This window comes from Corynebacterium sp. zg254 (genome assembly GCF_024701495.1).
GTDB lineage: Bacteria > Actinomycetota > Actinomycetes > Mycobacteriales > Mycobacteriaceae > Corynebacterium > Corynebacterium zhongnanshanii.
On sequence record NZ_WIAR01000002.1, the window covers coordinates 1 to 20192 of the forward strand.

The 20192-nt window shown below is 61.2% G+C and carries 18 protein-coding genes; 1 reads left to right on the forward strand and 17 read right to left on the reverse strand.

Features of this window, described 5'->3' with window-relative positions; translation table 11 throughout:
• Positions 1 to 299 precede the first annotated feature (299 nt).
• The 17 genes from tyrS to infC all read right to left on the reverse strand — a co-directional run bounded on the left by tyrS (position 300) and on the right by infC (position 17862).
• Positions 300 to 1571, reverse strand: coding sequence for a tyrosine--tRNA ligase (tyrS, locus tag GC425_RS05630; RefSeq protein ID WP_151844316.1), 1272 nt, complete (start codon positions 1569 to 1571; stop codon positions 300 to 302).
• Positions 1572 to 1622: 51 nt separating this feature from the next.
• Positions 1623 to 1787 carry a Trm112 family protein gene (locus tag GC425_RS05635; RefSeq protein ID WP_151843167.1) on the reverse strand — a complete coding sequence of 55 codons (165 nt, stop codon included), beginning with the start codon at positions 1785 to 1787 and terminating at the stop codon, positions 1623 to 1625.
• Positions 1788 to 1815: 28 nt separating this feature from the next.
• Complete coding sequence (locus GC425_RS05640; RefSeq protein ID WP_151844317.1) at positions 1816 to 3075, reverse strand: hypothetical protein; 1260 nt, start codon at positions 3073 to 3075, stop codon at positions 1816 to 1818.
• Positions 3076 to 3129: 54 nt separating this feature from the next.
• Positions 3130 to 4581 carry an argininosuccinate lyase gene (gene argH / locus GC425_RS05645; RefSeq protein WP_151844318.1) on the reverse strand — a complete coding sequence of 484 codons (1452 nt, stop codon included), beginning with the start codon at positions 4579 to 4581 and terminating at the stop codon, positions 3130 to 3132.
• 60 nt (positions 4582 to 4641) lie between these two features.
• Positions 4642 to 5838 (reverse strand): argininosuccinate synthase, encoded by a 1197-nt coding sequence (locus tag GC425_RS05650; protein WP_151844319.1) that lies wholly within the window; start codon positions 5836 to 5838, stop codon positions 4642 to 4644.
• 103 nt (positions 5839 to 5941) lie between these two features.
• Positions 5942 to 6406, reverse strand: a complete 465-nt coding sequence (gene argR / locus GC425_RS05655; RefSeq protein ID WP_151844320.1) for an arginine repressor — start codon at positions 6404 to 6406, stop codon at positions 5942 to 5944.
• Entirely contained in the window at positions 6391 to 7305 is a 915-nt protein-coding gene (argF, locus tag GC425_RS05660) for an ornithine carbamoyltransferase (RefSeq protein ID WP_151844321.1), read from the reverse strand. The genes argR and argF overlap by 16 nt, the downstream gene beginning before the upstream one ends.
• A gap of 3 nt (positions 7306 to 7308) precedes the next feature.
• Positions 7309 to 8568, reverse strand: coding sequence for an acetylornithine transaminase (locus tag GC425_RS05665; protein WP_151844322.1), 1260 nt, complete (start codon positions 8566 to 8568; stop codon positions 7309 to 7311).
• The gene (argB, locus tag GC425_RS05670) at positions 8561 to 9487 is read right to left on the reverse strand and encodes an acetylglutamate kinase (RefSeq protein WP_151843542.1); all 927 of its coding nucleotides are present in this window, start codon (positions 9485 to 9487) and stop codon (positions 8561 to 8563) included. Before argB ends, GC425_RS05665 begins: the two co-directional genes overlap by 8 nt.
• Positions 9488 to 9560: 73 nt before the next feature.
• The gene (gene argJ, locus GC425_RS05675; protein ID WP_151844323.1) at positions 9561 to 10769 is read right to left on the reverse strand and encodes a bifunctional glutamate N-acetyltransferase/amino-acid acetyltransferase ArgJ; all 1209 of its coding nucleotides are present in this window, start codon (positions 10767 to 10769) and stop codon (positions 9561 to 9563) included.
• A gap of 6 nt (positions 10770 to 10775) precedes the next feature.
• The gene (gene argC / locus GC425_RS05680) at positions 10776 to 11801 is read right to left on the reverse strand and encodes an N-acetyl-gamma-glutamyl-phosphate reductase (protein ID WP_151843158.1); all 1026 of its coding nucleotides are present in this window, start codon (positions 11799 to 11801) and stop codon (positions 10776 to 10778) included.
• A 111-nt stretch (positions 11802 to 11912) separates the two neighbouring features.
• Positions 11913 to 14468 carry a phenylalanine--tRNA ligase subunit beta gene (pheT, locus tag GC425_RS05685; protein WP_151844324.1) on the reverse strand — a complete coding sequence of 852 codons (2556 nt, stop codon included), beginning with the start codon at positions 14466 to 14468 and terminating at the stop codon, positions 11913 to 11915.
• 53 nt (positions 14469 to 14521) lie between these two features.
• Positions 14522 to 15577 (reverse strand): phenylalanine--tRNA ligase subunit alpha, encoded by a 1056-nt coding sequence (gene pheS, locus GC425_RS05690; protein ID WP_151843188.1) that lies wholly within the window; start codon positions 15575 to 15577, stop codon positions 14522 to 14524.
• Between the two features lie 92 nt (positions 15578 to 15669).
• Positions 15670 to 16515 (reverse strand): RNA methyltransferase, encoded by an 846-nt coding sequence (locus GC425_RS05695; protein ID WP_192930398.1) that lies wholly within the window; start codon positions 16513 to 16515, stop codon positions 15670 to 15672.
• Between the two features lie 115 nt (positions 16516 to 16630).
• A complete protein-coding gene (gene rplT, locus GC425_RS05700; protein ID WP_151843155.1) occupies positions 16631 to 17014 on the reverse strand; it encodes a 50S ribosomal protein L20 in 384 nt (127 codons plus the stop codon).
• Between the two features lie 73 nt (positions 17015 to 17087).
• Positions 17088 to 17282, reverse strand: coding sequence for a 50S ribosomal protein L35 (gene rpmI / locus GC425_RS05705; protein WP_151843154.1), 195 nt, complete (start codon positions 17280 to 17282; stop codon positions 17088 to 17090).
• A 58-nt stretch (positions 17283 to 17340) separates the two neighbouring features.
• Positions 17341 to 17862 carry a translation initiation factor IF-3 gene (gene infC, locus GC425_RS05710; protein ID WP_151843153.1) on the reverse strand — a complete coding sequence of 174 codons (522 nt, stop codon included), beginning with the start codon at positions 17860 to 17862 and terminating at the stop codon, positions 17341 to 17343.
• Between the two features lie 367 nt (positions 17863 to 18229).
• Here infC and GC425_RS05715 point away from each other — a divergent pair, with 367 nt between their 5' ends.
• A complete protein-coding gene (locus GC425_RS05715) occupies positions 18230 to 20158 on the forward strand; it encodes a hypothetical protein (protein WP_151844326.1) in 1929 nt (642 codons plus the stop codon).
• Positions 20159 to 20192 lie beyond the last annotated feature (34 nt).

Here is a 20192-nt window from a genome sequence, read left to right on the forward strand (position 1 = left end):
TTCCTGCCCCTCCCCTAACAACAACCCCACACAATCACTCTGTGTGGCCTGTCCGGGAGCCGGTGTCGGTCGCTCTGACTTGAACTAATCTACACACAACCCACACACAACACAAATCCCCAGCTCACAGCCCCAAAAACACCACACACAAACACACCAAAAACACAACCAACGGCACAAGGCGTGCACAGGCTGCGACTGGGTTAATTGCAGGAAGTGTAGCGAGGTCGATGCCAGGCAGCTCTCACAACGAAAGAAGGTCCGTGTTCCTCATGTCGAGGATCACGGACCTTGAACCCTTACGCCGTGCGCACCTTCGCTCCGGCAAAGCGCTTCTTGCCCTTGCGCAGCACCAGCCACTGTCCATGCAAAAGATCATCCGCTGATGGCGACCACTCAGGATCCTCAATGCGCGCGTTGTTGACATACGCTCCGCCCTCACCCACGGTACGACGCGCAGCGCCCTTGGACTTCTCCAAACCGGATTCCACCAACAGATCCACGATGGTGGCCTCCTGGCCGACCTCAGCAATCTCGGTCTCCTGCAAGGACGCGGCCAGCGTCGATTCATCCAGATCGGTGAGCTCCGCACGGCCGAACAAGGCCTGCGCGGCCAACTCCACGGCCTCCGTGGCCTCGGCACCGTGCACCAGTGTGGTCATCTCGCGCGCCAGAGTGCGCTGCGCCTCGCGCTTGAACGGCTCCGTCTCCACCTTCTCCTGCAGTGCGTCGATCTCCTCCTTGCTGAGGAAGGTGAACCAACGCAAGTAGTCGATCACCACAGAATCACCGGCGTTGATGAAGTACTGATACCAGGAGTACGGGCTAGTCAGCTCCGGATCCAACCACAGCTTGCCGCCACCAGTGGACTTTCCGAACTTGTTGCCTTCGGCGTCGGTCACCAAGGGGACGGTGAGTCCGTGGACCTTCGTACCACTCACGCGGCGGTTGAGATCCACGCCGGAGACGATGTTGCCCCACTGATCTCCACCGCCGATTTGCAGCACGCAGCCAAATTCCTTGTTCAGGTGCACATAGTCGTTGGCCTGCAGAAGCATGTAGGAAAACTCGGTGTAAGAAATGCCATCGGATTCCAAACGGCGCTTCACCGTGTCTCGATCCAGCATGGTGTTCAGGGAAAAGTTCTTTCCGAGGTCGCGCAGGTAATCAATCACGCTCATGCGCGCGGTCCATTCGGCGTTATTCACCATGATGGCGTGATTGTCACCGTAGTTGTCCGAAAAATCGACGAAGGCTTGCAGCTGCTTTTTAATGGATTCCAGGTTTTCCGCGACCTGCGCGTCGGACAGCATGGAACGCTCCCCCACATCACGCGGGTCGCCAATCATTCCCGTTGCTCCACCCGCCAACGTAATCGGACGGTGACCAAACTCCTGGAAACGCTTCAGCATAATCAGCGGCACCAAGTGACCGGCGTGCAAGGACGCTCCCGTGGGGTCAAAGCCGCAGTACAGCGTAATCTTGTCTTCGGCAGCCTCACGCAGCGCCTCAATATCTGTGGACTGGTTAATCAATCCACGCCACTGGAGCTCATCGATAATATTTGACATTACTATTCCACCATTTCTCTCACGTGTTATCGAAAACTGTATGGCCGCGCTCTACAGCGGCCAGTCCACGGCCTCATCAACCAGCAAGACAGGGATTCCGTCTTGAATGGGATAGGCCTTGTTCAGACGGGGGTTAACCAGATAATCGCCGTGATCCTCAAGTGGTTGCTTATCTTGTGGACATGCCAAGATCTCTAGGAGCTGTGGATCAATCATGCAGATCAGTCTAGCCGCTTGAATGCGTTCAGGAGCGATCAGCCTGGCACGGCGGCTTAATTGCTTTTTCGGAGTCCGTGACCTGCATGAACGCCGATGTGACTGTGCTGGAAGCCGGCACCTCCAGTTCAATGTTCCTCCGGCAGCTCGGCTGGTTGAAGTCCATGATGACTGCGCTGGCGCGCGACGAACCATCTTCCGCCGATTCTGAAGCCCCGCCGAAAAGCGCATAGACGTAGGCCCCATCAGCACTAGTCGCAGTCAAGTTACGGCGATCCATATAGTGCTGCGAGAACTCCACCGATGATGCCACCTCGCCCTTATACATATCAATGACGGTGACTGTGCCCTTGTCATTGATCGTGGTGAGCATATCGCCGTTGATGGCACCGTAAGAACCATCGATATCGTCGGAGTTAGCCTTCTTCACCGGGCGCTTCCCCGCCACCTTATAGCGCGGGCCATCCTTTTGGATTCCCAGATTAATCACACCCCCGGAGCCGTCATCGGCAACCAAACGATGATGCTTCCTCTCACAATCCAATTGATTAATGTCCCACGGGCGGGCGGCGAATTCATAATCAATAGGGTACGTTTCCACACCATTTTCTTCGGTCCAGGTCACCAGACTTGCCACACCTGCACCCGAATTACCCACAAGCGTGGAGGGCTTAAACTCCAGCCACAGCGCCGATCCATCATCGCACGCGGTGAGGGATGTAATATCCGCCTTGCGGGTAATCACCCGATTGTTGATGTCTCCACTGCCCTGACCTGATGCTGAATGTAATTTAGCGATGCGTGTCCGATCCGCCGTTCCGCCGTCTTCGGGAGGCAGGTCAAAGGCCATGATCGTCGTGGAAAAATGTGGGGAAGAATCCGACGCCGCCAGCGCGGCGTTCTCATCAACCTCCGGCACAGGCAAGGCCTTCACGCGCGTGCCCGAGGAGTTCAAGACCGCGATGGCGTTCTTATCGGCCACAGCATAGCCGTCGGCGAAGCGCTCCAAGCGGGAATCCTTCACGGCAGCTACCTGCGTAGACACGTCCGCCACGGGCTTTCCTTCAGAAGAAAAGCCTTGAACCTGCGCAGTTGAGCCCGAGCTCACGAGCGCCATTAGAGGTGCGGCACCCGCGAGCTGTTCACCCGGCGTCTGGTCCAAACGATGCTTCACGACGGTGCCGGACTCTTCCACAGGGGAGCTCGGCTCCTCCGAGTCCCCGCAGGCGACCAGCATCGCCCCGCAGACAAACAGCGCTGCGAGTGTTTTAGAGTTCTTCAGGAGCATGCTTCACCACGTCGCCCACGTACCACAGCACGTCAACCAGAACACAACCACGAACTAGTGATTGCTAGGGATTGGAGACTGCTCCGCCCATGCGCGGTCCTGCTGAGCTTGCTCACGCACGCGCTCGCGCTGCTCAGCCACCCGCACACCCGCGGTACCACCGCGGGTGGCGCGGGAGGCAACGGCGCCGTCCACGGTCAGCACCTCGCGAACCTCTGGGGTCAGCGCCTCGTGAACGCTCGCGAGCTCGGCGTCGGTCAGATCGATGAGATCCACACCCCGGGATTCGGCGATACGGACGCACGATCCTGACGCCTCGTGTGCCACGCGGAACGGCACGCCCTGGCGCACCATCCACTCGGCCAAATCGGTGGCGAGGGTGAACCCTGCAGGGGCGAGCTCGCGCAGACGCTCGGGGTGGAACGTCAGCGTGTCCACTAGGCCGGCCATCGCGGGCAGCAGGAGGTTCAGCTGGGAGACGGAATCCACGATCGGTTCCTTGTCTTCCTGCAGATCGCGGTTGTAGGCCAGCGGCTGAGCCTTCAACGTGGCGAGCAGGCCCGTTGCGTTACCAATCAAGCGTCCAGTCTTGCCTCGGGTGAGCTCCGCAACATCCGGGTTCTTCTTCTGAGGCATGATCGACGAACCAGTGGACCACTCATCGGCCAAAGTGACGTACCCAAACTCCGGCGTGGACCACGCGATGATCTCCTCCGCCAGACGCGACAAATCCACCGCGGTTTGGGCCAGCACGAACGCGGTCTCGGAGGCGAAGTCGCGAGAACTCGTGGCATCAATGGAGTTGTCCGCTGCCGAATCAAATCCCAATTCCTCAGCGATCGCCTCCGGATCCAGAGCCAAGGAGGAGCCGGCCAAGGCACCCGAGCCGTACGGGGAGACAGCTAGGCGTCGATCCAGGTCACGGAAACGCTGAATGTCTCGCTGCAACGGGTGAGCATGTGCCAGCAGCTGGTGGGCCAGCAGCACAGGCTGGGCGGCCTGGAAGTGGGTCTTGCCCGGCATAATCGCCTCAGGATGGCGGTCGGCCTGCGCCAGCAGAGCATCCACCACATCCGTCACACCGGCGGCGATGTCACGCAGAGCATCGCGCACCCACATGCGGAACAACGTAGCAACCTGATCGTTGCGGGAACGGCCAGCACGCAGGCGACCTCCCACCTCAGGACCCACGCGGTCAATCAAGCCGCGTTCCATGGCGCCGTGAACATCCTCGTCGGAGGCTTCGGGGCCAAAGGTTCCGTCAGCCACATCCTTGCCCAGCTGCTGCAGACCCTCGATCATCGTGGCGAGGTCTTCCTCAGACAGCAGTCCCGCACGGTGCAGCACGCGGGCGTGGGCCTGGGACGCCAAGACGTCGTACGGTGCCAGAACCCAGTCGAAATGGGTGGACTTGGACAATGCCGCCATGGCGTCCGTTGGGCCGCCCGAGAAGCGGCCTCCCCACAGTGCGCCTTCGTTGGTGCCGTGTGCGGATGGTGCAGACATGAAGAGTCCTTTACTGAAAGGTTGGGAACGGGTGTGAGGTGGCCGGGCTGTTCCCGGCCGTTAGTTGGCCAAGTCGCGGCGTGCGGCGATCTTGGAGGACAGACCGTGCAGCTCCACGAAACCACGAGCCATGGACTGGTCGAAGGAATCGCCCTCGTCGTAGGTGGCCAGGTTGAAGTCGTACAGGGAGCTGCCGGAGCGGCGGCCGTTGACCGTGATGGAGCCAGCGTGCAGCACCAGGCGGATGTCGCCGTTGACGTGCTCCTGGGTGGAGTCGATGAAGGCATCCAGGGAGCGCTTCAGTGGGGAGAACCACAGGCCGTCGTAGACCTGGTTGGACCACTCGGCATCAATGCCGCGCTTGTAGCGGGCCAGCTCGCGCTCAATGGTAACGGCTTCCAAAGCCTCGTGAGCCTTGATGAGGGTCACGGCACCTGGGGCCTCGTAGACCTCGCGGGACTTGATGCCGACCAGGCGGTCCTCCACCATGTCCAGACGACCGACGCCCTGCGCACCCGCACGACGGTTCAGCTCCTCGATGGCCTGCAGGACGGTAACCTTCTTGCCGTCGATGGCCACAGGCTTGCCCTTTTCAAAGGAGATGATCACTTCGTCAGGAGCCTGGCCCAGTGCTGGGTCCTCGGTGTAGGCGTAGACGTCCTTTGTGGGGGCGTTCCACAGGTCCTCCAGGAAGCCGGTCTCCACGGCGCGGCCCCACACGTTCTGGTCGATGGAGAATGGGGACTTCTTGGACTGTTCGATAGGGATGCCGTTGTCCTCGGCGAAGGCGATGGCCTTCTCACGGGTCCATGCGTAGTCGCGGACAGGAGCGATGATGTCCAGGTCTGGGGCGGTGTTAGCGAAGCCCACTTCGAAGCGGACCTGGTCATTGCCCTTACCGGTGCAGCCGTGGGCCACAGCGGTGCCGCCGTGCTCCTTCGCGGCATCAGACAGGTGCTTCACGATGAGCGGACGGGAGATGGCGGAGACCAGTGGGTACTCCTTCATGTACATGCCGTTCGCCTTGATGGTGGGCAGGCAGTACTCTTCAGCGAACTCGTCGCGGGCATCGACAACGATGGACTCCACGGCGCCGGCGCCCAGTGCGCGCTGGCGCACGGTCTCCATGTCCTCGCCTCCCTGTCCCAGGTCGATAGAGACGCAGACAACCTCCGCGTTACGCTCCTTAGCAATCCAGCTAATGGCAACGGTGGTGTCCAAACCGCCCGAGTATGCGAGAACTACGCGATCCTTCATGGTGTTCCTTTCCTTCATGCCCGTGTCACCGCTGTCTGTCCCAGCGGTTGAGCTAATCGTATGTGTCTAGTCTATAGGGTTGTGTGTGTTGTTCCGACGGAGGCTAGGCCTGCGCAAGCCCCTGGAAGTACTCGCCTAGCTCCTGGCCGTTGAGTGGCTCCCTCGCCAGGACGAATACCGTGTCATCGCCGGCGATCGTGGCCACCACTTTGGACACGCCCGAGCGGTCCAGGATGCTGGCCAGGTATTGCGCCGCTCCTGGGGGTGTGCGCAGCACGGCGATGTTGCCGGAGTGGTCGTAATCCACCAGCAATTCGCCCAGCACGCGACGGAGTTTATCCGGCCCATCCACGCGCAGCTCGTCGGTGAGCGTGTAGTAGATGTCGCCGTTGCTGCGCACTTTCTTCGCGCCCAGGTCCACCAAGTCACGAGACAGCGTAGCCTGGGTTACCTCGATTCCGCGTTCCTCCAGAATGCTCAGCAGCTTGCGCTGGCTGGATACCTTTTCTGACCCGATGATCTTTCCGATGAGATCCTGCCGGGCAGTCCGGGTCATCGGAGCAGCCATACCAGCAATGCCTTCTGTGCGTGGAGGCGATTTTCTGCCTCGTCGAAGACCACGGACTGTGGCCCGTCGATGACCTCCGCCGTGACTTCGCTGTCGCGGTAGGCCGGCAGGCAGTGCATGAAGATCGCGTCCGAGGCAGCCGTGGCCATCAGCTCGGCGTTGACCTGGTAGGCCCGCAGCGCCGAGCGGTCGATGCTGGGGTCCATGCCCATGGAGACCCAGGTATCGGTGATGACAACATCCGCGCCGTTGGCATCGATGGCATCCGTGACAGTCACCGTGGCTCCGGTTTCGGCGGCGCGCGCTCGCGCTCGTTCCACGAACGTGCTCTCCGGCTGGAACCCCTCCGGCGCAGAGATGGTGATGTTGACGCCCGCCGTGGCGAATCCCAGCATGTAGGAGTTGGCCATGTTGTTTGCACCGTCGCCGAAGTAGACGGCATTCAAGCCCTTCAGCGTGCCCTTGTGCTCCTTGATGGTCTGCAGGTCCGCCAGGATCTGGCAAGGGTGAAAGTCATCGGACAGGGAGTTCACAATCGGCACCGTAGCAGTCTCCGCCATCTGGTGCAGGTTGTCGTGCGCTCCGGTGCGCCACACGATCGCGTTGACGAACCGGGACAGCACGTTGCCTGTGTCCTGGAAGGTCTCACCCTTGCCCATTTGCGAGCTGCCGGCGTCCACCACAATGGGGTTGCCGCCGAGTTCGGTGATGCCGGCGTCGAAGGAAAAACGGGTGCGGGTGGAGGTTTTATCGAACAGCACGGCGATGCTGCGTCGGTCCAGCAAGTCGCGGTACTGATTGTCGTAGCGTTGCGCTTTAACTTCTTCCGCCAGCGCGAGCACCTCTGCCTGCTCTTCCGGCGTGAGGTCATCATCTGCGAGGAAATGACGAATGGCCATGTGTTACTCCGATTCCTTGGTTGGTGCGCCCGACTGTGCCGCGCGGTTATCGTCCAGCATTTTTTTAATTTTTTCGACGCCCAAGCGCGCGTCCTCCCGGCTCAGATTCAGCGGCGGCACAATGCGCAACACATCGGGCGCCGGGCGATTAATAATCACTCCATACTCGAGCGGGTCGACCTCCAGCGGACTGTCCAGCACCACGCCCAGCATCAGTCCGCGTCCGCGGATCGTGGTGACGGATGGGTCCTTCTCCAGTTCGGACGTGATGTAGGCGCCAATCTCGGTCACGTTGTCCAGGATGTGCTCGTCCTCGATGGTGGTGATGACGGCGTTGGCTGCAGCGCAGGCAATGGGATTGCCGCCGAACGTGGTGCCGTGCGAGCCCTTGACCAGCAGCTGCGCCGGTGGCAGAGCAATGCACGCGCCGATCGGCATGCCGCCGCCCAGTCCCTTGGCCAGGGTGATGACGTCAGGGACGATCTGCTCCACCTGATAGCCAAACCACGCGCCCGTGCGCCCCATGCCGGCCTGGACTTCGTCCACGATCATGAGGATTCCCAGCTCATCGCACAGCTGGCGTACCTCGGTCAAAAAGCCCTCCGGAGTGGGGATCACTCCCGTTTCGCCCTGGATAGACTCCAGGACGATCGCCGCGGTGTCCTCATCGGCCATGCGGCGCAGCGCCTCGATGTCGCCGTAGGGGTAGTACTCCACGCCGCCCGGCAACGGCAGGAATTGCTGTTGCTTATCCGGCTGCCCGGTCAGCGCCAACGCTCCCATCGTGCGCCCGTGGAAGCCGCGTTCCGCGGCGAGAATCTTCGTCCGACCCGTCGCGCGGGCAATCTTGAAGGCCGCCTCGTTGGCCTCCGCACCGGAGTTTGCGAAAAACACCTGCGCGGACTGTGGGTCGTGCGCCCACTCCCCGTCCAGATGCTGCGCGATCAGGCCTTTCAGGCGCGTGGCCAGCGTGATGACCTGGGGGTGCGCGAAGTTGTTGGACACGTGGCCCAGCGTGCTGACCTGTTCGGTAACAGCTCGGACAATCGCAGGATGGGCGTGTCCCAACGCATTCACCGCGATGCCAGACAGGAGGTCCAGGTACTGCGCGCCGTTGGCGTCGAATACGAAGGATCCCTCGCCCCGCACCAGTTCCAATTGAGGGGTGCCATACGTGGGCATCAGGGCACTATCCCATTGCTGCTGCCATGGCGCACTCTGGTTTTCCTGCGCACTCTGCTCAGGATTCGTTGTTTTAGGCATGAACGCCCTCCCAATCGTCTTCCACAACCATCGTTCCAATACCGCCAGAGGTCATCAGCTCCAGCAGCACCGAGTGAGCAATACGCCCATCAATCACATGCGCGGCCTTCACCCCTGTGCGCAGCGCGTTCAGGCACGCCTCCATCTTCGGAATCATGCCCGAATCCAGCGTAGGCAGGATGTCCGACAACGCCTGCGGATCAATCCGGGACACCAGCGAATCCTGGTTCGGCCAATCCGTGTACAGTCCCTGCACGTTGGTGAGCATGACCAGGCGCTCCGCGCCCAATGCCGACGCCAACGCACCCGCCGCGGTATCCGCATTGATGTTGTAAATATCACCGTTGACATCGGGGGCGACGGTGGAAACCACCGGGATGCGACCTGCCTCAATGAGGTCCATCAGCGAATCCGCCTGGACGTGGGCGATAGAACCCACCCGCCCCAGGTCGACCTCTTCCCCATCAACGACGCCGAAACGCTTCTCTGCCGTGAACAGCCCGGCATCTTCACCGGAGGTACCCACCGCATAGGGACCGTGCTCGTTGATGAGCCCCACGAGCTCGCGGCCGACCTTGCCGAACAGCACCATGCGGACGTACTCCATCACCTCGGGCGTGGTGACGCGGAAACCGCCCTTGAACTCGGATTCCAGTCCCACGGCGTCCAGCATCTGGTTGATCTGTGGGCCTCCGCCGTGAACGACCACGGGGCGGGCGCCCACGGCGCGCAGGAACACCATGTCGGCGGCGAAGGCTCGGCGCAGCTCATCGTCGATCATGGCGTTGCCGCCGTATTTCACCACCACGATTTTTCCCTGGAAATGCAACAGCCAGGGCAGAGCCTCTGCCAGCACATGGCTGCGCATCTCCGGGGTGAGGTTGGTGATGTCGGGAAGGGCTGAAAAGTTATTAGCCATAGCTCTCACTTAAAAACTAGGAACGGGTGCGGTCGGGCGTTGACGCTTTTTATGACGGTATATCCAGCTCTTTTTATGTGGAGTATTCCGAGTTAATTTCCACGTAGGCATAGGACAGGTCCGTGGTCCACACAGTGGCGGTTCCGCCCTTGCCTGTGCCTAGGTCCACGGTCACCGCGATGTCCGTGCCCGTGAGATCCACCTCGCGAGCATTCGGAGCACCCGTGGAATTGATGCAGACCGGCGAGCCGTTGAAGGACACGCTGATCTTCTCCGCCTCCATCTCCACCGGGGCCATGCCCACAGCGGCCAGCACGCGGCCCCAGTTCGGATCACTTCCGAACATCGCGCACTTAAAGAGGTTGTCGCGGCCGATCACCCGGGCGGCCTCCTTGGCCTCGGCGTCGGTGGCCGCTCCCTCCACCGTGATGGACACGCGCTTGGTCACACCTTCCGCGTCCGCCTGCAGCTGCATCGCAATATCCAGGCACACCTGGTGGATTGCGCGCTGGAACTCCTCCTCATCGGGAGTCACACCGGACGCGCCCGAGGCGAGCAACAGCACCGTATCGTTGGTGGACGTGGAGCCGTCCACATCCACGCAATCAAACGTGGTGGCAGTAGAGGCACTCAAGGCTTTCTGTGCAGCCTCGGGGGAGGCAAGCTTGGCGTCGGTGGTAATAAAGACCAACATGGTGGCCAGGGACGGAGCGAGCATGCCCACCCCCTTGCCCATGGCACCAATCGACCAGCCATCGCCCTGGTAGACGGCCTGCTTGGAGACCGTATCGGTGGTCATGATCGCCTCGGCGGCGGGGCCTCCGGCTTCGACATCGGAGGACAGCTGCGGCACCAGCGCGTCCACGCCAGCTAAGACCTTCTCCATGGGAAGAACATCACCGATCAGCCCGGTGGAGCACACGGCAACGTCCTCGGTATCAATGCCCAACGCCTGGGCCACGTGGTTCGCGGTGGTGGCTGCGTCCTTATCTCCCTGGGCGCCATTGCACGCATTGGCGTTGCCGGCATTGACAATCACGGCCTTGAACTGTCCATTGTGGTGGGACTGGGTCAGGCGCACCGGGCTTGCCGTGACCTTGTTGCGGGTAAACATCGCCGCAGCATGAAAATCCGGGCCGTCGTTGCGCAACAGGGCCATATCCGGCTTGCCCGACGGCTTGATGTGCGCCGTGGTAGAGGCAACGGAAAAGCCCTGGGGAACGGTCACGCCCACAGGACGTGGCTGCGTGGCCGTGGACTGCTCACTGTGGAGGTCGCTCATCGTTTCTTACATTCCTGTCTGCGGCAGACCCGCGGTTTCGTCCCACCCCATCATGAGGTTGAGACACTGCACAACGGCACCGGCGGTGCCCTTCGTCAAATTATCAATGGCGCTGGTGGCGACGATCATCCCGTCATTCACCGTGACCTGGAGGTGCACCATGTTGGACCCCACCACGTTCTTGGTTTCTGGCTGCTGGCCTTCCGGCAGCAGGTGCAGGAACGGTTCGTCTGCGCAGAAGGCCTCATAGGCGGCACGTACTTCCTGGGCGGATGCCTGGGTCCTGGCCGTCACGGTGGTGAGAATGCCGCGCGTAAGCGGTGCGAGGACCGGGGTGAAGGTGACGTGCACGTCCGTGTTTTCTGCGGGTGCGACCTCCGCGAGGTTCTGCGTGATCTCCGGGGTATGGCGATGCGTGCCCACGCCGTAGGCCCGGAGGTTACCCATCGTTTCTGCACCCAACAGGTTGACGGCAGCCTTCTTTCCTGCGCCGCTCACTCCCGTGACGGACACCACGCTTACCTGTGGTTCCATCACCCCAGCGTGGATGCCCGGCAGTGCTGCAAGGGTGGCTCCGGTGGGGAAACAGCCAGGGGCGGCCACGAAGCGGGAAGTCTTGATGGCCTCTCGATGGCCGGGCATTTCCGGGATGCCATAGGTTTCGTGGCCCGCGTATTCGGTGCCGTAGTACTTCTCCCAGTCCGCCTGGCTCTTCAAGCGGAAATCAGCACCGCAGTCGATGACCTTCACGGACTCGGGCAGCTCCGCGGCCAATGCGGCGGATACGCCATGCGGCAGGGCGAGGATGGCAACGTCTGCGGTGGCGAGCACCTCGGGCGTGGTGTTTTCTACTACTCGCTCTGCCAGTGGCGGAAGGCTGGGGACCAGATCACCAAAGCGGGCACCCGCGTTAGACGCTCCAGTCAGGGGACCGATCTGGAAATCTTTGGTGTAGCCTGGGTGATTCAACAGCAGGCGGAGGGCTTCTCCGCCTGCATATCCTGTGGCACCGGCAATCGCGATAGTGAGCATGCCCCTATCATGCCCGACGATACTCCGCATTGCAAATTATGCAATATAATGAGAATTATTCATTGTGGGGTTGCGGGAGGGTCCGCACGAGAGGGCGCTATGCGCGCTGCCTTATGCGCGCTGCACCGCGCCCACGCGACGAGACGCCTCGGCCAGAGCAGACTCGCGTGCTTCCGAGGCCTCTTCCTCCGTCAACGTCCGGTCCACGGCGCGGAAGCGCATGCTGAACGTCAACGAGCGCTTGTCGGCACCCACGACCTCCGACTGGTACACGTCGAACAGGCGAATCTCCTCCAGGAGCTCCCCGGCGCCCTCACGGAGGGCATCCTCCACATCCTGCGCCGGCGTGGATGCGTCCACCACAACCGCCAGATCCTGCAGCACCGCCGGGAAGCTGGACAGCACCGGACGGGGGAACTTCTCCTCCAGTGGCAGCAGATCCGCGTTCAGCTCCATCGCTACGGTACGGGCAGGGATCTGCGCGCGCTCACACACCTGAGGGTGCAGCTCACCGGCATGGCCCACCACGGTATCTCCCACCAGGATCTCCGCGCAGCGTCCTGGGTGCCACGGCAGGTACTCCGCGTTACGGAAGCTAAACTCCACGCCCGCAGCGCGTCCCACCACGCGTGCCGCCTCAATGGCATCGGCAGCCTCAAACGGCACCGCGGGACCCCACGTACCCTGCAGTTGGCGCTGACCCGAGGCAATCATCGCAACGTGCAACGGCTGCTCCGGCAGGGACTCCAGCAGGGAGCGCAGCTCCTCATCCTCTGGACGCTGCGCAACCGAGAGCATCGGAGACTTCTGCTCCGCCTGAGTTGGACGGGACACCTGCTCCACGCCATACAGCGCCACATCGCGCTGACCACGCGTCACATTGCGGCGCAAAGAGTCAATCATGGACGGAAGCAAGGTGGTTCCGATGGTTGCGTAATCCGCCTCCAGCGGGTTCAACACCTTCACAGCAACCCGACGCGGGTCCTCGTCATCCAAGCCCCACACGTCGAACACATCGTTGGCGATAAACGGAGTAGGAAGAATCTCCGCATAGCCCGCCCACGCCAGCGCGTGGTTGACGCTGCGACGCATACGCTGACGTGGGGTGTAGCCACGTCCAGCCGGCGCAGTAGGAACAATCGACGGGATATCCTCCAGGCCCTGCAAGCGCAGAACCTCTTCCACCAGGTCAGCCGGCATCGTCAGATCTGGACGCCAGGATGGTGGGGTCACCTCGATCTCACGCGCACCCAGGCCATCGCGGTGGCCGGTCTCGCGAACGGTACAGCCCACCTCGCGGAGTCGAGAGATAGTGGTGCCGTCCGGGTACACCATGCCAGCGGTGCGGCCCGGGCGGGAGGTGTGCATCAGGATCTGCGGCATCTCTGGCGCAGATCCCACCACCGTGCGGCCTTCCACAACCTCGCCGCCGGCGATCTGTGCCAGAAGGGCGACGGCAAAGTCCAGTGCCTCATTGATGACCTGCGGATCCGTGCCGCGCTCGAAGCGGCGAGACGCCTCCGAGGACAACTTGTGCCGGCGGCACGTGCGCGCCACCGTGATCTGATCCCAGTGCGCCGCCTCGAACAGGACGTCCACAGTCTCATCCGAGATCTCGGACGTGGAGCCGCCCATCACGCCTGCCATGGACTGGATGCCGTTATCGTCGCAGATCACCACGTCTTCGGCATCCAGGGTGCGTTCCACCCCATCCAAGGTGGTGAGCTTCTCTCCCGCCTCAGCGCGGCGCACGTGCAATCCGCCCTGAACCTTCGCCGCGTCGAAGGCGTGCATCGGCTGACCCAGCAGGAACATCACATAGTTCGTCACGTCGGTCGCAGCATTGACCGGACGCTGTCCACACAGCATCAGCTCACGCTGCATCCACAGTGGGGACTCGGCCGTTGGGTCGATCCCCACGACCTTGCGCATGCCGAACACGGAGCACCCGGTGTTGTCGTCCACGGACACATCGTAGATCTCTCCGTCGGTACCCGGCAGGCCCGCGAACAGATCGTTACTGAGTGCCGCCGCCGACGGATCCGTCGCAGGATCGCGGAACTGCAACGCGAAGCTGGAGCCCAGCTCGCGGGCCAACCCGCGAGCGCTCAACGCGTAGCCGCGGTCCGGCGTGATGTTGACATCAAACACGGTGTCACCCAACCCCAGAATCCCACGAGCGTCATCTCCGACGGACAGCCCGTGGTCCGCAAGCTCGGCGTCGGAAATGGTAATAATCCCGGAGGACTGCTGCGTCAGGCCCAGCTCGGCGGCGGAGCACATCATTCCCTCGGAGATCTTCCCATAGGTTTTGCGCGCGGAAATCTCGAAATTGCCCGGCAATACACTGCCTGGAAGCACCACGACAACGTTATCGCCCTCGCCAAAGTTCCGAGCACCGCAAATGATGTGCTGCAACTCGCCCGTACCATTGGCCTGCCCCACGTTCACATCGCAGTAGCGGATCGGCTTCTTAAAGCCGTCCAGCTCCTCGATGCTCTCCACGCGGCCGATGCACAGCACGCCGGTGGTTTCCGGGAGTGCCTCGTAGCCCTCCGTCTCGAAACCTACCTTCACGAAGCCAGCATCGAACTCCTCGCTCGACACAGACCATCCAGGGTTTGCGGTCTGCAGGATCCTGGTCAGCCAAGACTGGGAAATCAGCATGTTGTTCTTAATTCCTTTTCTTTTACCCTGCGAAGATCTACGTTCGCCTAGGACTATCCTCGGACACCAAAGGGAAGAGTGAAACGAACATCTCCCTCCACCATGTCACGCATGTCCGGCAAACCATTACGGAATTGCAGGGTGCGCTCGATGCCCATTCCAAAGGCAAAGCCCTGGTACTCATCGGGGTCAATGCCCGCCGCGGTCAGCACATTGGGGTTCACCATGCCGCAGCCGCCCCACTCGATCCATCCTGCGCCTCCCTTCTTGTTCGGGAACCACACGTCCACCTCCGCAGAAGGCTCCGTGAACGGGAAGTAGTTCGGACGGATGCGCGTCTTGGTCTCCGGCCCGAACAGCGTCTTTGCCAGGTGATCCAGCGTGCCCTTGAGATGAGCCATCGTCAGGCCCTTGTCCACGGCCAGCCCTTCCACCTGGTGGAACACGGGAGTGTGCGTGGCATCCAACTCGTCAGTGCGGAACACGCGGCCCGGGCAGGCGATGTAGATGGGAACCTCGCGGTCCAGCATCGTGCGCATCTGCACCGGCGAGGTGTGCGTGCGCAGCACCTGCGAGGAACCCGCGGGCGCGATGTGGAACGTGTCCTGCAGCGTACGCGCCGGGTGGTCCGGGATGAAGTTCAGAGAGTCGAAGTTGAAGTATTCCGCCTCCACCTCAGGGCCATCGGCAATCTCCCAGCCCATGCCCACGAAAATGTCCGCGATCTGCTCGGACAAGATCGTGATGGGGTGCTGCGCGCCCACCTGACCGCGCGTGGTTGGCTGCGTCACGTCGATGCGCTCGGCCTTGAGCACTTCCTCGTTGCGCTTTATCTCCAGAGCTTCCTTGGCCACCGCGTAGGCCTTCTCCACGCGCCCACGAGCCATGTTAACTATGCGGCCTGCATCTTTACGTTGGTCTTTCGGCAGTGAGCCGAGGCGTCGACGAGCAGCGGGGATGGGAGCCTCATCACCCAGGTGTTTGCGCCGAGCCGTGGCCAGCTGATCCAAATCCTCAGCGGCGGAAAACGCCTGTTCGGCCTGTTCAGCGGCGGCATTTAGGCTGGCTTCGGTCAACTCGACGTCGTGAGCATCTCCGGAATCAGTCACTGATTCAGACACGTTAGTGGGCTCCTCATCTGGCACATAGGCGTTAGGACATTATTAACGAAATAATCATACTCGCTGGGCATCACAGACGCTCAGACGAGGGGGTCCAAGGCGGCACGATCGTCGCCGTCGTCGCCCGAACTCAAGGCCTTCGCGGATTCATAGAGACATATCGACGCCGCCGTCGCGAGGTTCAGCGATTCCGCCCGTCCCCGGATGGGGATGCGCACGCGCACGTCTGCCTCTGCAAGAAGTTCCTCACCGAGCCCATGGGCTTCGTTGCCGAACAGCCATGCGGTGGGCTTGGACAACAGATCCCCGGCGTGGTCGAGGCTCACCTCCCCATCGGCCGACGTGGCCACAATCTGCAGACCATGCGCCCGCAGGCGGCCCAGGACGTCCTTGATGCCGGTGTGGCGCGCGACGGGCAGATGGAACAGGGATCCAGCAGTGGAACGCACAGCCTTGGGAGATTGCGGATCGACTGACTCACCGGCAAAAATGCAGGCATCGGCACCCATCGCGTCGGCGACGCGGATGAGCGTGCCGGCGTTTCCGGGATCATTAGTTTCAACGGGAACGCTGACGAGCTGCGGCCGACCCGCCAAGGCCTTGTCCACGCTCCACAGCACAGGCTTGCACACGGCGAAAATGCCAGTGGTGTGCACGGTATCCGAGAGGTGCTTCGCGGCACGCTCGGTGATGAGGTGAGTGTAGATGTTGAGGTACTTCGCGCTGCGCACGATGGGCTCGAAGCGCTCGGCTGCGGCTTCGGTGAGAAAGAGATCGGTGGCGGAGCCGGTGGCTACGGCGGCTTCTACCGAGTTCTCCCCTTCCGCCAGGAAGGCCCCCATTTTTCTGCGGGCTGCGGCGCGGTGAAGCTTTGCGGCTTTCACCACTCGTGGTGTTCGCTCCGTGAACAGCTCTGTCTCAGACATGCTCTCTACTGTACTGGACATGTGGTTCGTTCCATACCGAGCCCATGATGCACGAAACCCCGCGTCGGACGGCACGAAATGCCGACCCGAGGCGGGGTGTATTCCTCGCTGACTCTTACTGGGCAGCTGGAGCGTTCACGTCCTCTGGCAGAGCTGCCTTGGCAGCGTCGCACAGAGCGGTGAATGCGTCGAAGTCGTTGACAGCCAACTCAGCCAGGATCTTGCGGTCAACCTCGATCTCGGCCAGGCGCAGACCCTGGATCAGGCGGTTGTAGGTGATGCCGTTCTGGCGTGCACCTGCGTTGATGCGCTGGATCCACAGCTTGCGGAAGTCACCCTTACGAGCGCGACGGTCGCGGAACTCGTAGGTCTTGGAGTGGAGCATCTGCTCCTTAGCCTTGCGGTACAGGCGGGAGCGCTGACCACGGTAGCCCTTTGCGGAGTTGAGTACTTCGCGACGCTTCTTCTTAGCGTTCACTGAGCGCTTGACACGTGCCACGGTGATACGTCCTTTACTTAGTTGTGTGGTTCTAGTGGGGCAGTTTCTTTACTGGGGTCTAGTGAAGAGGCGATTAAGCCTTACCCAGCAGACGCTTGATGCGCTTGGTGTCCGCAGGGGCTACATCCTCGGTGCCCTTCAGACGACGAGTACGACGGGAAGGCTTGCCCTCCAGCAAGTGACGGCGGTTAGCCTGCTCGCGGCGCAGTTTACCGGAGCCGGTGATCTTCACGCGCTTAGCGGTGCCCTTGTGAGTCTTCTGCTTCATGTTGGTGAAATCCTCAATTAATTAGTCGAGTGGTGACCAGAGATCTGATCGGAACTACTTACTTCTTGCCCTTGCGGACTGGGCCAAGAACCATCGTCATGTTGCGGCCGTCTTGCTTGGCGCGGGTCTCCACAACGCCGTGTTCTTGCACGTCGTTGGCGAGGCGCTCCAGCAGACGGAAGCCCAGCTCGGGACGGGATTGCTCACGTCCGCGGAACATGATGGTGACCTTGACCTTGGAGCCCTTATCGAGGAACCGCACTACGTTGTTCTTCTTGGTTTCGTAGTCGTGGTCGTCGATCTTCGGGCGGAACTTCTGCTCCTTCACCACAGTCTGCTGCTGGTTCTTACGAGACTCGCGGGCCTTTTGAGCCTGCTCGTATTTGAACTTGCCGTAGTCCATGATCTTCGCCACGGGCGGCTTTGCGTTCGGGGCGACCTCAACAAGATCGAGGTCTGCTTCATAGGCCAGCTTGCGTGCGTCGTCGGTCTTGACGATGCCAACCTGTTCTCCGCCTGGACCGACGAGTCGGACCTCAGGGACTCGGATTCGGTCGTTGATGCGAGCTTCAGCGCTAATGTGAACTCCTCAGTAGCAGTGGTTACATGTGTTACCGCTTTTCCGAAAAGTAATGAATCCCCCCATGCACGATGCTTTCTGCGATGACTCGCCATCCATGGCGACATGCGCACGAATATGCATGGTTTACCTGAGCCCAAGTCCAATCCGACTGTCCGGTGGTGGTCACGAGGTGGGAGAAACTCCACTTTGCAGTCAAGAGCTGTATCGATATTTTCAGTCGAATCTCGAACAGATCTTGAACGGTAGTGCCGATAGTGTAGCACCCCTGCCTACTCTAAACAAATTACCCCTGGTCATTTCTCCAGCGATTCAGCTATGATCCCTCTCAAAACTATTTCACACGCGTCGTGTCTAAGGGGGACACATGAACACTAGTGAATCCACGACCACTGCCACAACCGATCAGATACTTCGAGACATCAGCAGGATTCTCAAGGCCAACAGCACGGCCCAGTCACAACTAGCCGTTCGCATTGATCGCTTTATCCGGGCTCAGTCCACGCTCGCTGCCGATCAGTCTGCGGCTGCTGAACCTCAACCCGCAACTGTCGCACCGCAGCCCGTGTCCGTTGCGCCGCAGCCCGCAGCTGCACCCAGCGAACCCGCTCAATCCATCGCGCAGCCGCCGCGGGGACTTCCGGCGTTTCCTCAATCCCATTCTTCGACGCCCACCTCTCTCCCCTCTCGCCGCACACCAGGAGGCAGGGGCTCTGTGTTCCACAGGCCGCCTGCCGGTGCGTCTGTACAGCCATCGAGCACCACCGGCGCAGTCGGCCATCGTTTTCCTCGCCGGAGCATAGAGTTCAACACCACTCGTATTCTGGCGATCTTCGGATCTATCATCACCATCATCGGCCTGGTCTTTTGCGCAGCCCTTGCCCTGGCGTCCGGGGTCATCACTCCGCAGATGATGGTGTGCCTCGCGGGAGTTCTGTCCGCAGCCTTCATTGCTGCGGGTGTGGTGACGCACGCCCGCAAGATGCCGGATGTTCTGGCGCCGAGCCTTGTCATCGTCGGCGTGATGGGTGGCCTGGTCGATGTGTGGATTGCTGTGTACGGCATTGAGTGGCTGACACCCGAAGTGGGCGCGGTTCTCATCAGCGGGATCTGCGCCCTCGGTACTGCGTTGGCGTTTGTGTGGAAGCACGAGACTCTCGCGGTCATCGTCACAGCTCTATCGCCGATCTTTATCGTTCCCATTGCCCTCATGGTTCTGGCCGAGGGGCACTTCACGGTGCCGCAGAGTATGTACTTTTCAGCATCGGTGGCGCTCAGCGCGCTGATCGGCTTTGCCGCTCGGTGGGGTCACGCATGGAAAAACCTGAACATCACGGCCACGATTGTGTACGTGGGCGGCATGATCCTGGCGCTGTCCAGCGTGCCAACTCTCTTTGTTCTGGGCTCCTTGGCGTTGATTATTCTCACCGTTCTGGCGTTCCGCTCGGAGGAATTGCCTGCACGGGACAGCGCATTCACCACAATCGCTATCACGGTCACACCGGTAGCTCTCCTGGTGCTCGAGGAACCTCTGGCGGCAGTGATCTATGCGCTGGTTGCCTCTACTTTTTCCACCGCGATCACCATGATCGCCGTCAATAGCCCGCAGGCACATGAGCGATGCGTGTCTCTGGCGCTGGCCATGAACCTGGGCGGCTTGGCTACGGCACTGGTGGTGAACTTTTACTCTCAGCCGTTCACCAGTCCGCTGTCCATCCTGTCCGGAGTGGGAGTGGCGGCCCTCACCTCGGTTCTTGTCGCTGTTCGAGCTAGGGTTCCGCATGCCCTGGTGGTGTATTGCCTCATCGCTGTGGTGATCACTGCCTACCCACACGCACTCGCCTCGTGGTTCCACTACGAAGACACGCTACTCCCGGCCGCGCCCGTTGTTCTGGTGGCCACCTCAGTGGCGTTGGCCTATGCGGCGGTTCACTGGAAGAGCCTCATCACCTTGAACCAGCCCGCGCCCATCATGGCTGGCTTTGTCGCACTCGTTACGAGTTCCGCGTGCATTCCAGCGCTGTTTCAGCTGGTCCACAACGGTCACATGAGCTTCATGCTGGCACACACCGTCATTTCGCTTCTGTGGATTGTGCTAGGAATTGTGGTTCTGCATCGCGGTGTCACCTCGACTGGCCTCGGGGTCATCGTGGTTGCATTCCTGAAGTTGATCTTCTGGGATCTTTCGGTGCTGGGTGGCGTGGTTCAGGTCATCGCGTTCATTGCCTGCGGTTCGCTGCTCTTGCTGGCAGCGGGCTTACGCGAACGGCATCAACACTCATCCCCTCAAAAATAGGTGGCACGTCAACTAATCCGTCGGTACAGTCGAA

Bases quoted from the DNA above. Each gene is read 5' to 3' on its own strand.
- tyrS (WP_151844316.1), bottom strand. From the start codon at position 1,571: ATGTCAAATATTATCGATGAGCTCCAGTGGCGTGGATTGATTAACCAG.
- GC425_RS05635 (WP_151843167.1), bottom strand. From the start codon at position 1,787: ATGATTGATCCACAGCTCCTAGAGATCTTGGCATGTCCACAAGATAAG.
- GC425_RS05640 (WP_151844317.1), bottom strand. From the start codon at position 3,075: ATGCTCCTGAAGAACTCTAAAACACTCGCAGCGCTGTTTGTCTGCGGG.
- argH (WP_151844318.1), bottom strand. From the start codon at position 4,581: ATGTCTGCACCATCCGCACACGGCACCAACGAAGGCGCACTGTGGGGA.
- GC425_RS05650 (WP_151844319.1), bottom strand. From the start codon at position 5,838: ATGAAGGATCGCGTAGTTCTCGCATACTCGGGCGGTTTGGACACCACC.
- argR (WP_151844320.1), bottom strand. From the start codon at position 6,406: ATGGCTGCTCCGATGACCCGGACTGCCCGGCAGGATCTCATCGGAAAG.
- argF (WP_151844321.1), bottom strand. From the start codon at position 7,305: ATGGCCATTCGTCATTTCCTCGCAGATGATGACCTCACGCCGGAAGAG.
- GC425_RS05665 (WP_151844322.1), bottom strand. From the start codon at position 8,568: ATGCCTAAAACAACGAATCCTGAGCAGAGTGCGCAGGAAAACCAGAGT.
- argB (WP_151843542.1), bottom strand. From the start codon at position 9,487: ATGGCTAATAACTTTTCAGCCCTTCCCGACATCACCAACCTCACCCCG.
- argJ (WP_151844323.1), bottom strand. From the start codon at position 10,769: ATGAGCGACCTCCACAGTGAGCAGTCCACGGCCACGCAGCCACGTCCT.
- argC (WP_151843158.1), bottom strand. From the start codon at position 11,801: ATGCTCACTATCGCGATTGCCGGTGCCACAGGATATGCAGGCGGAGAA.
- pheT (WP_151844324.1), bottom strand. From the start codon at position 14,468: ATGCTGATTTCCCAGTCTTGGCTGACCAGGATCCTGCAGACCGCAAAC.
- GC425_RS05695 (WP_192930398.1), bottom strand. From the start codon at position 16,515: ATGTCTGAGACAGAGCTGTTCACGGAGCGAACACCACGAGTGGTGAAA.
- rpmI (WP_151843154.1), bottom strand. From the start codon at position 17,282: ATGAAGCAGAAGACTCACAAGGGCACCGCTAAGCGCGTGAAGATCACC.
- GC425_RS05715 (WP_151844326.1), top strand. From the start codon at position 18,230: ATGAACACTAGTGAATCCACGACCACTGCCACAACCGATCAGATACTT.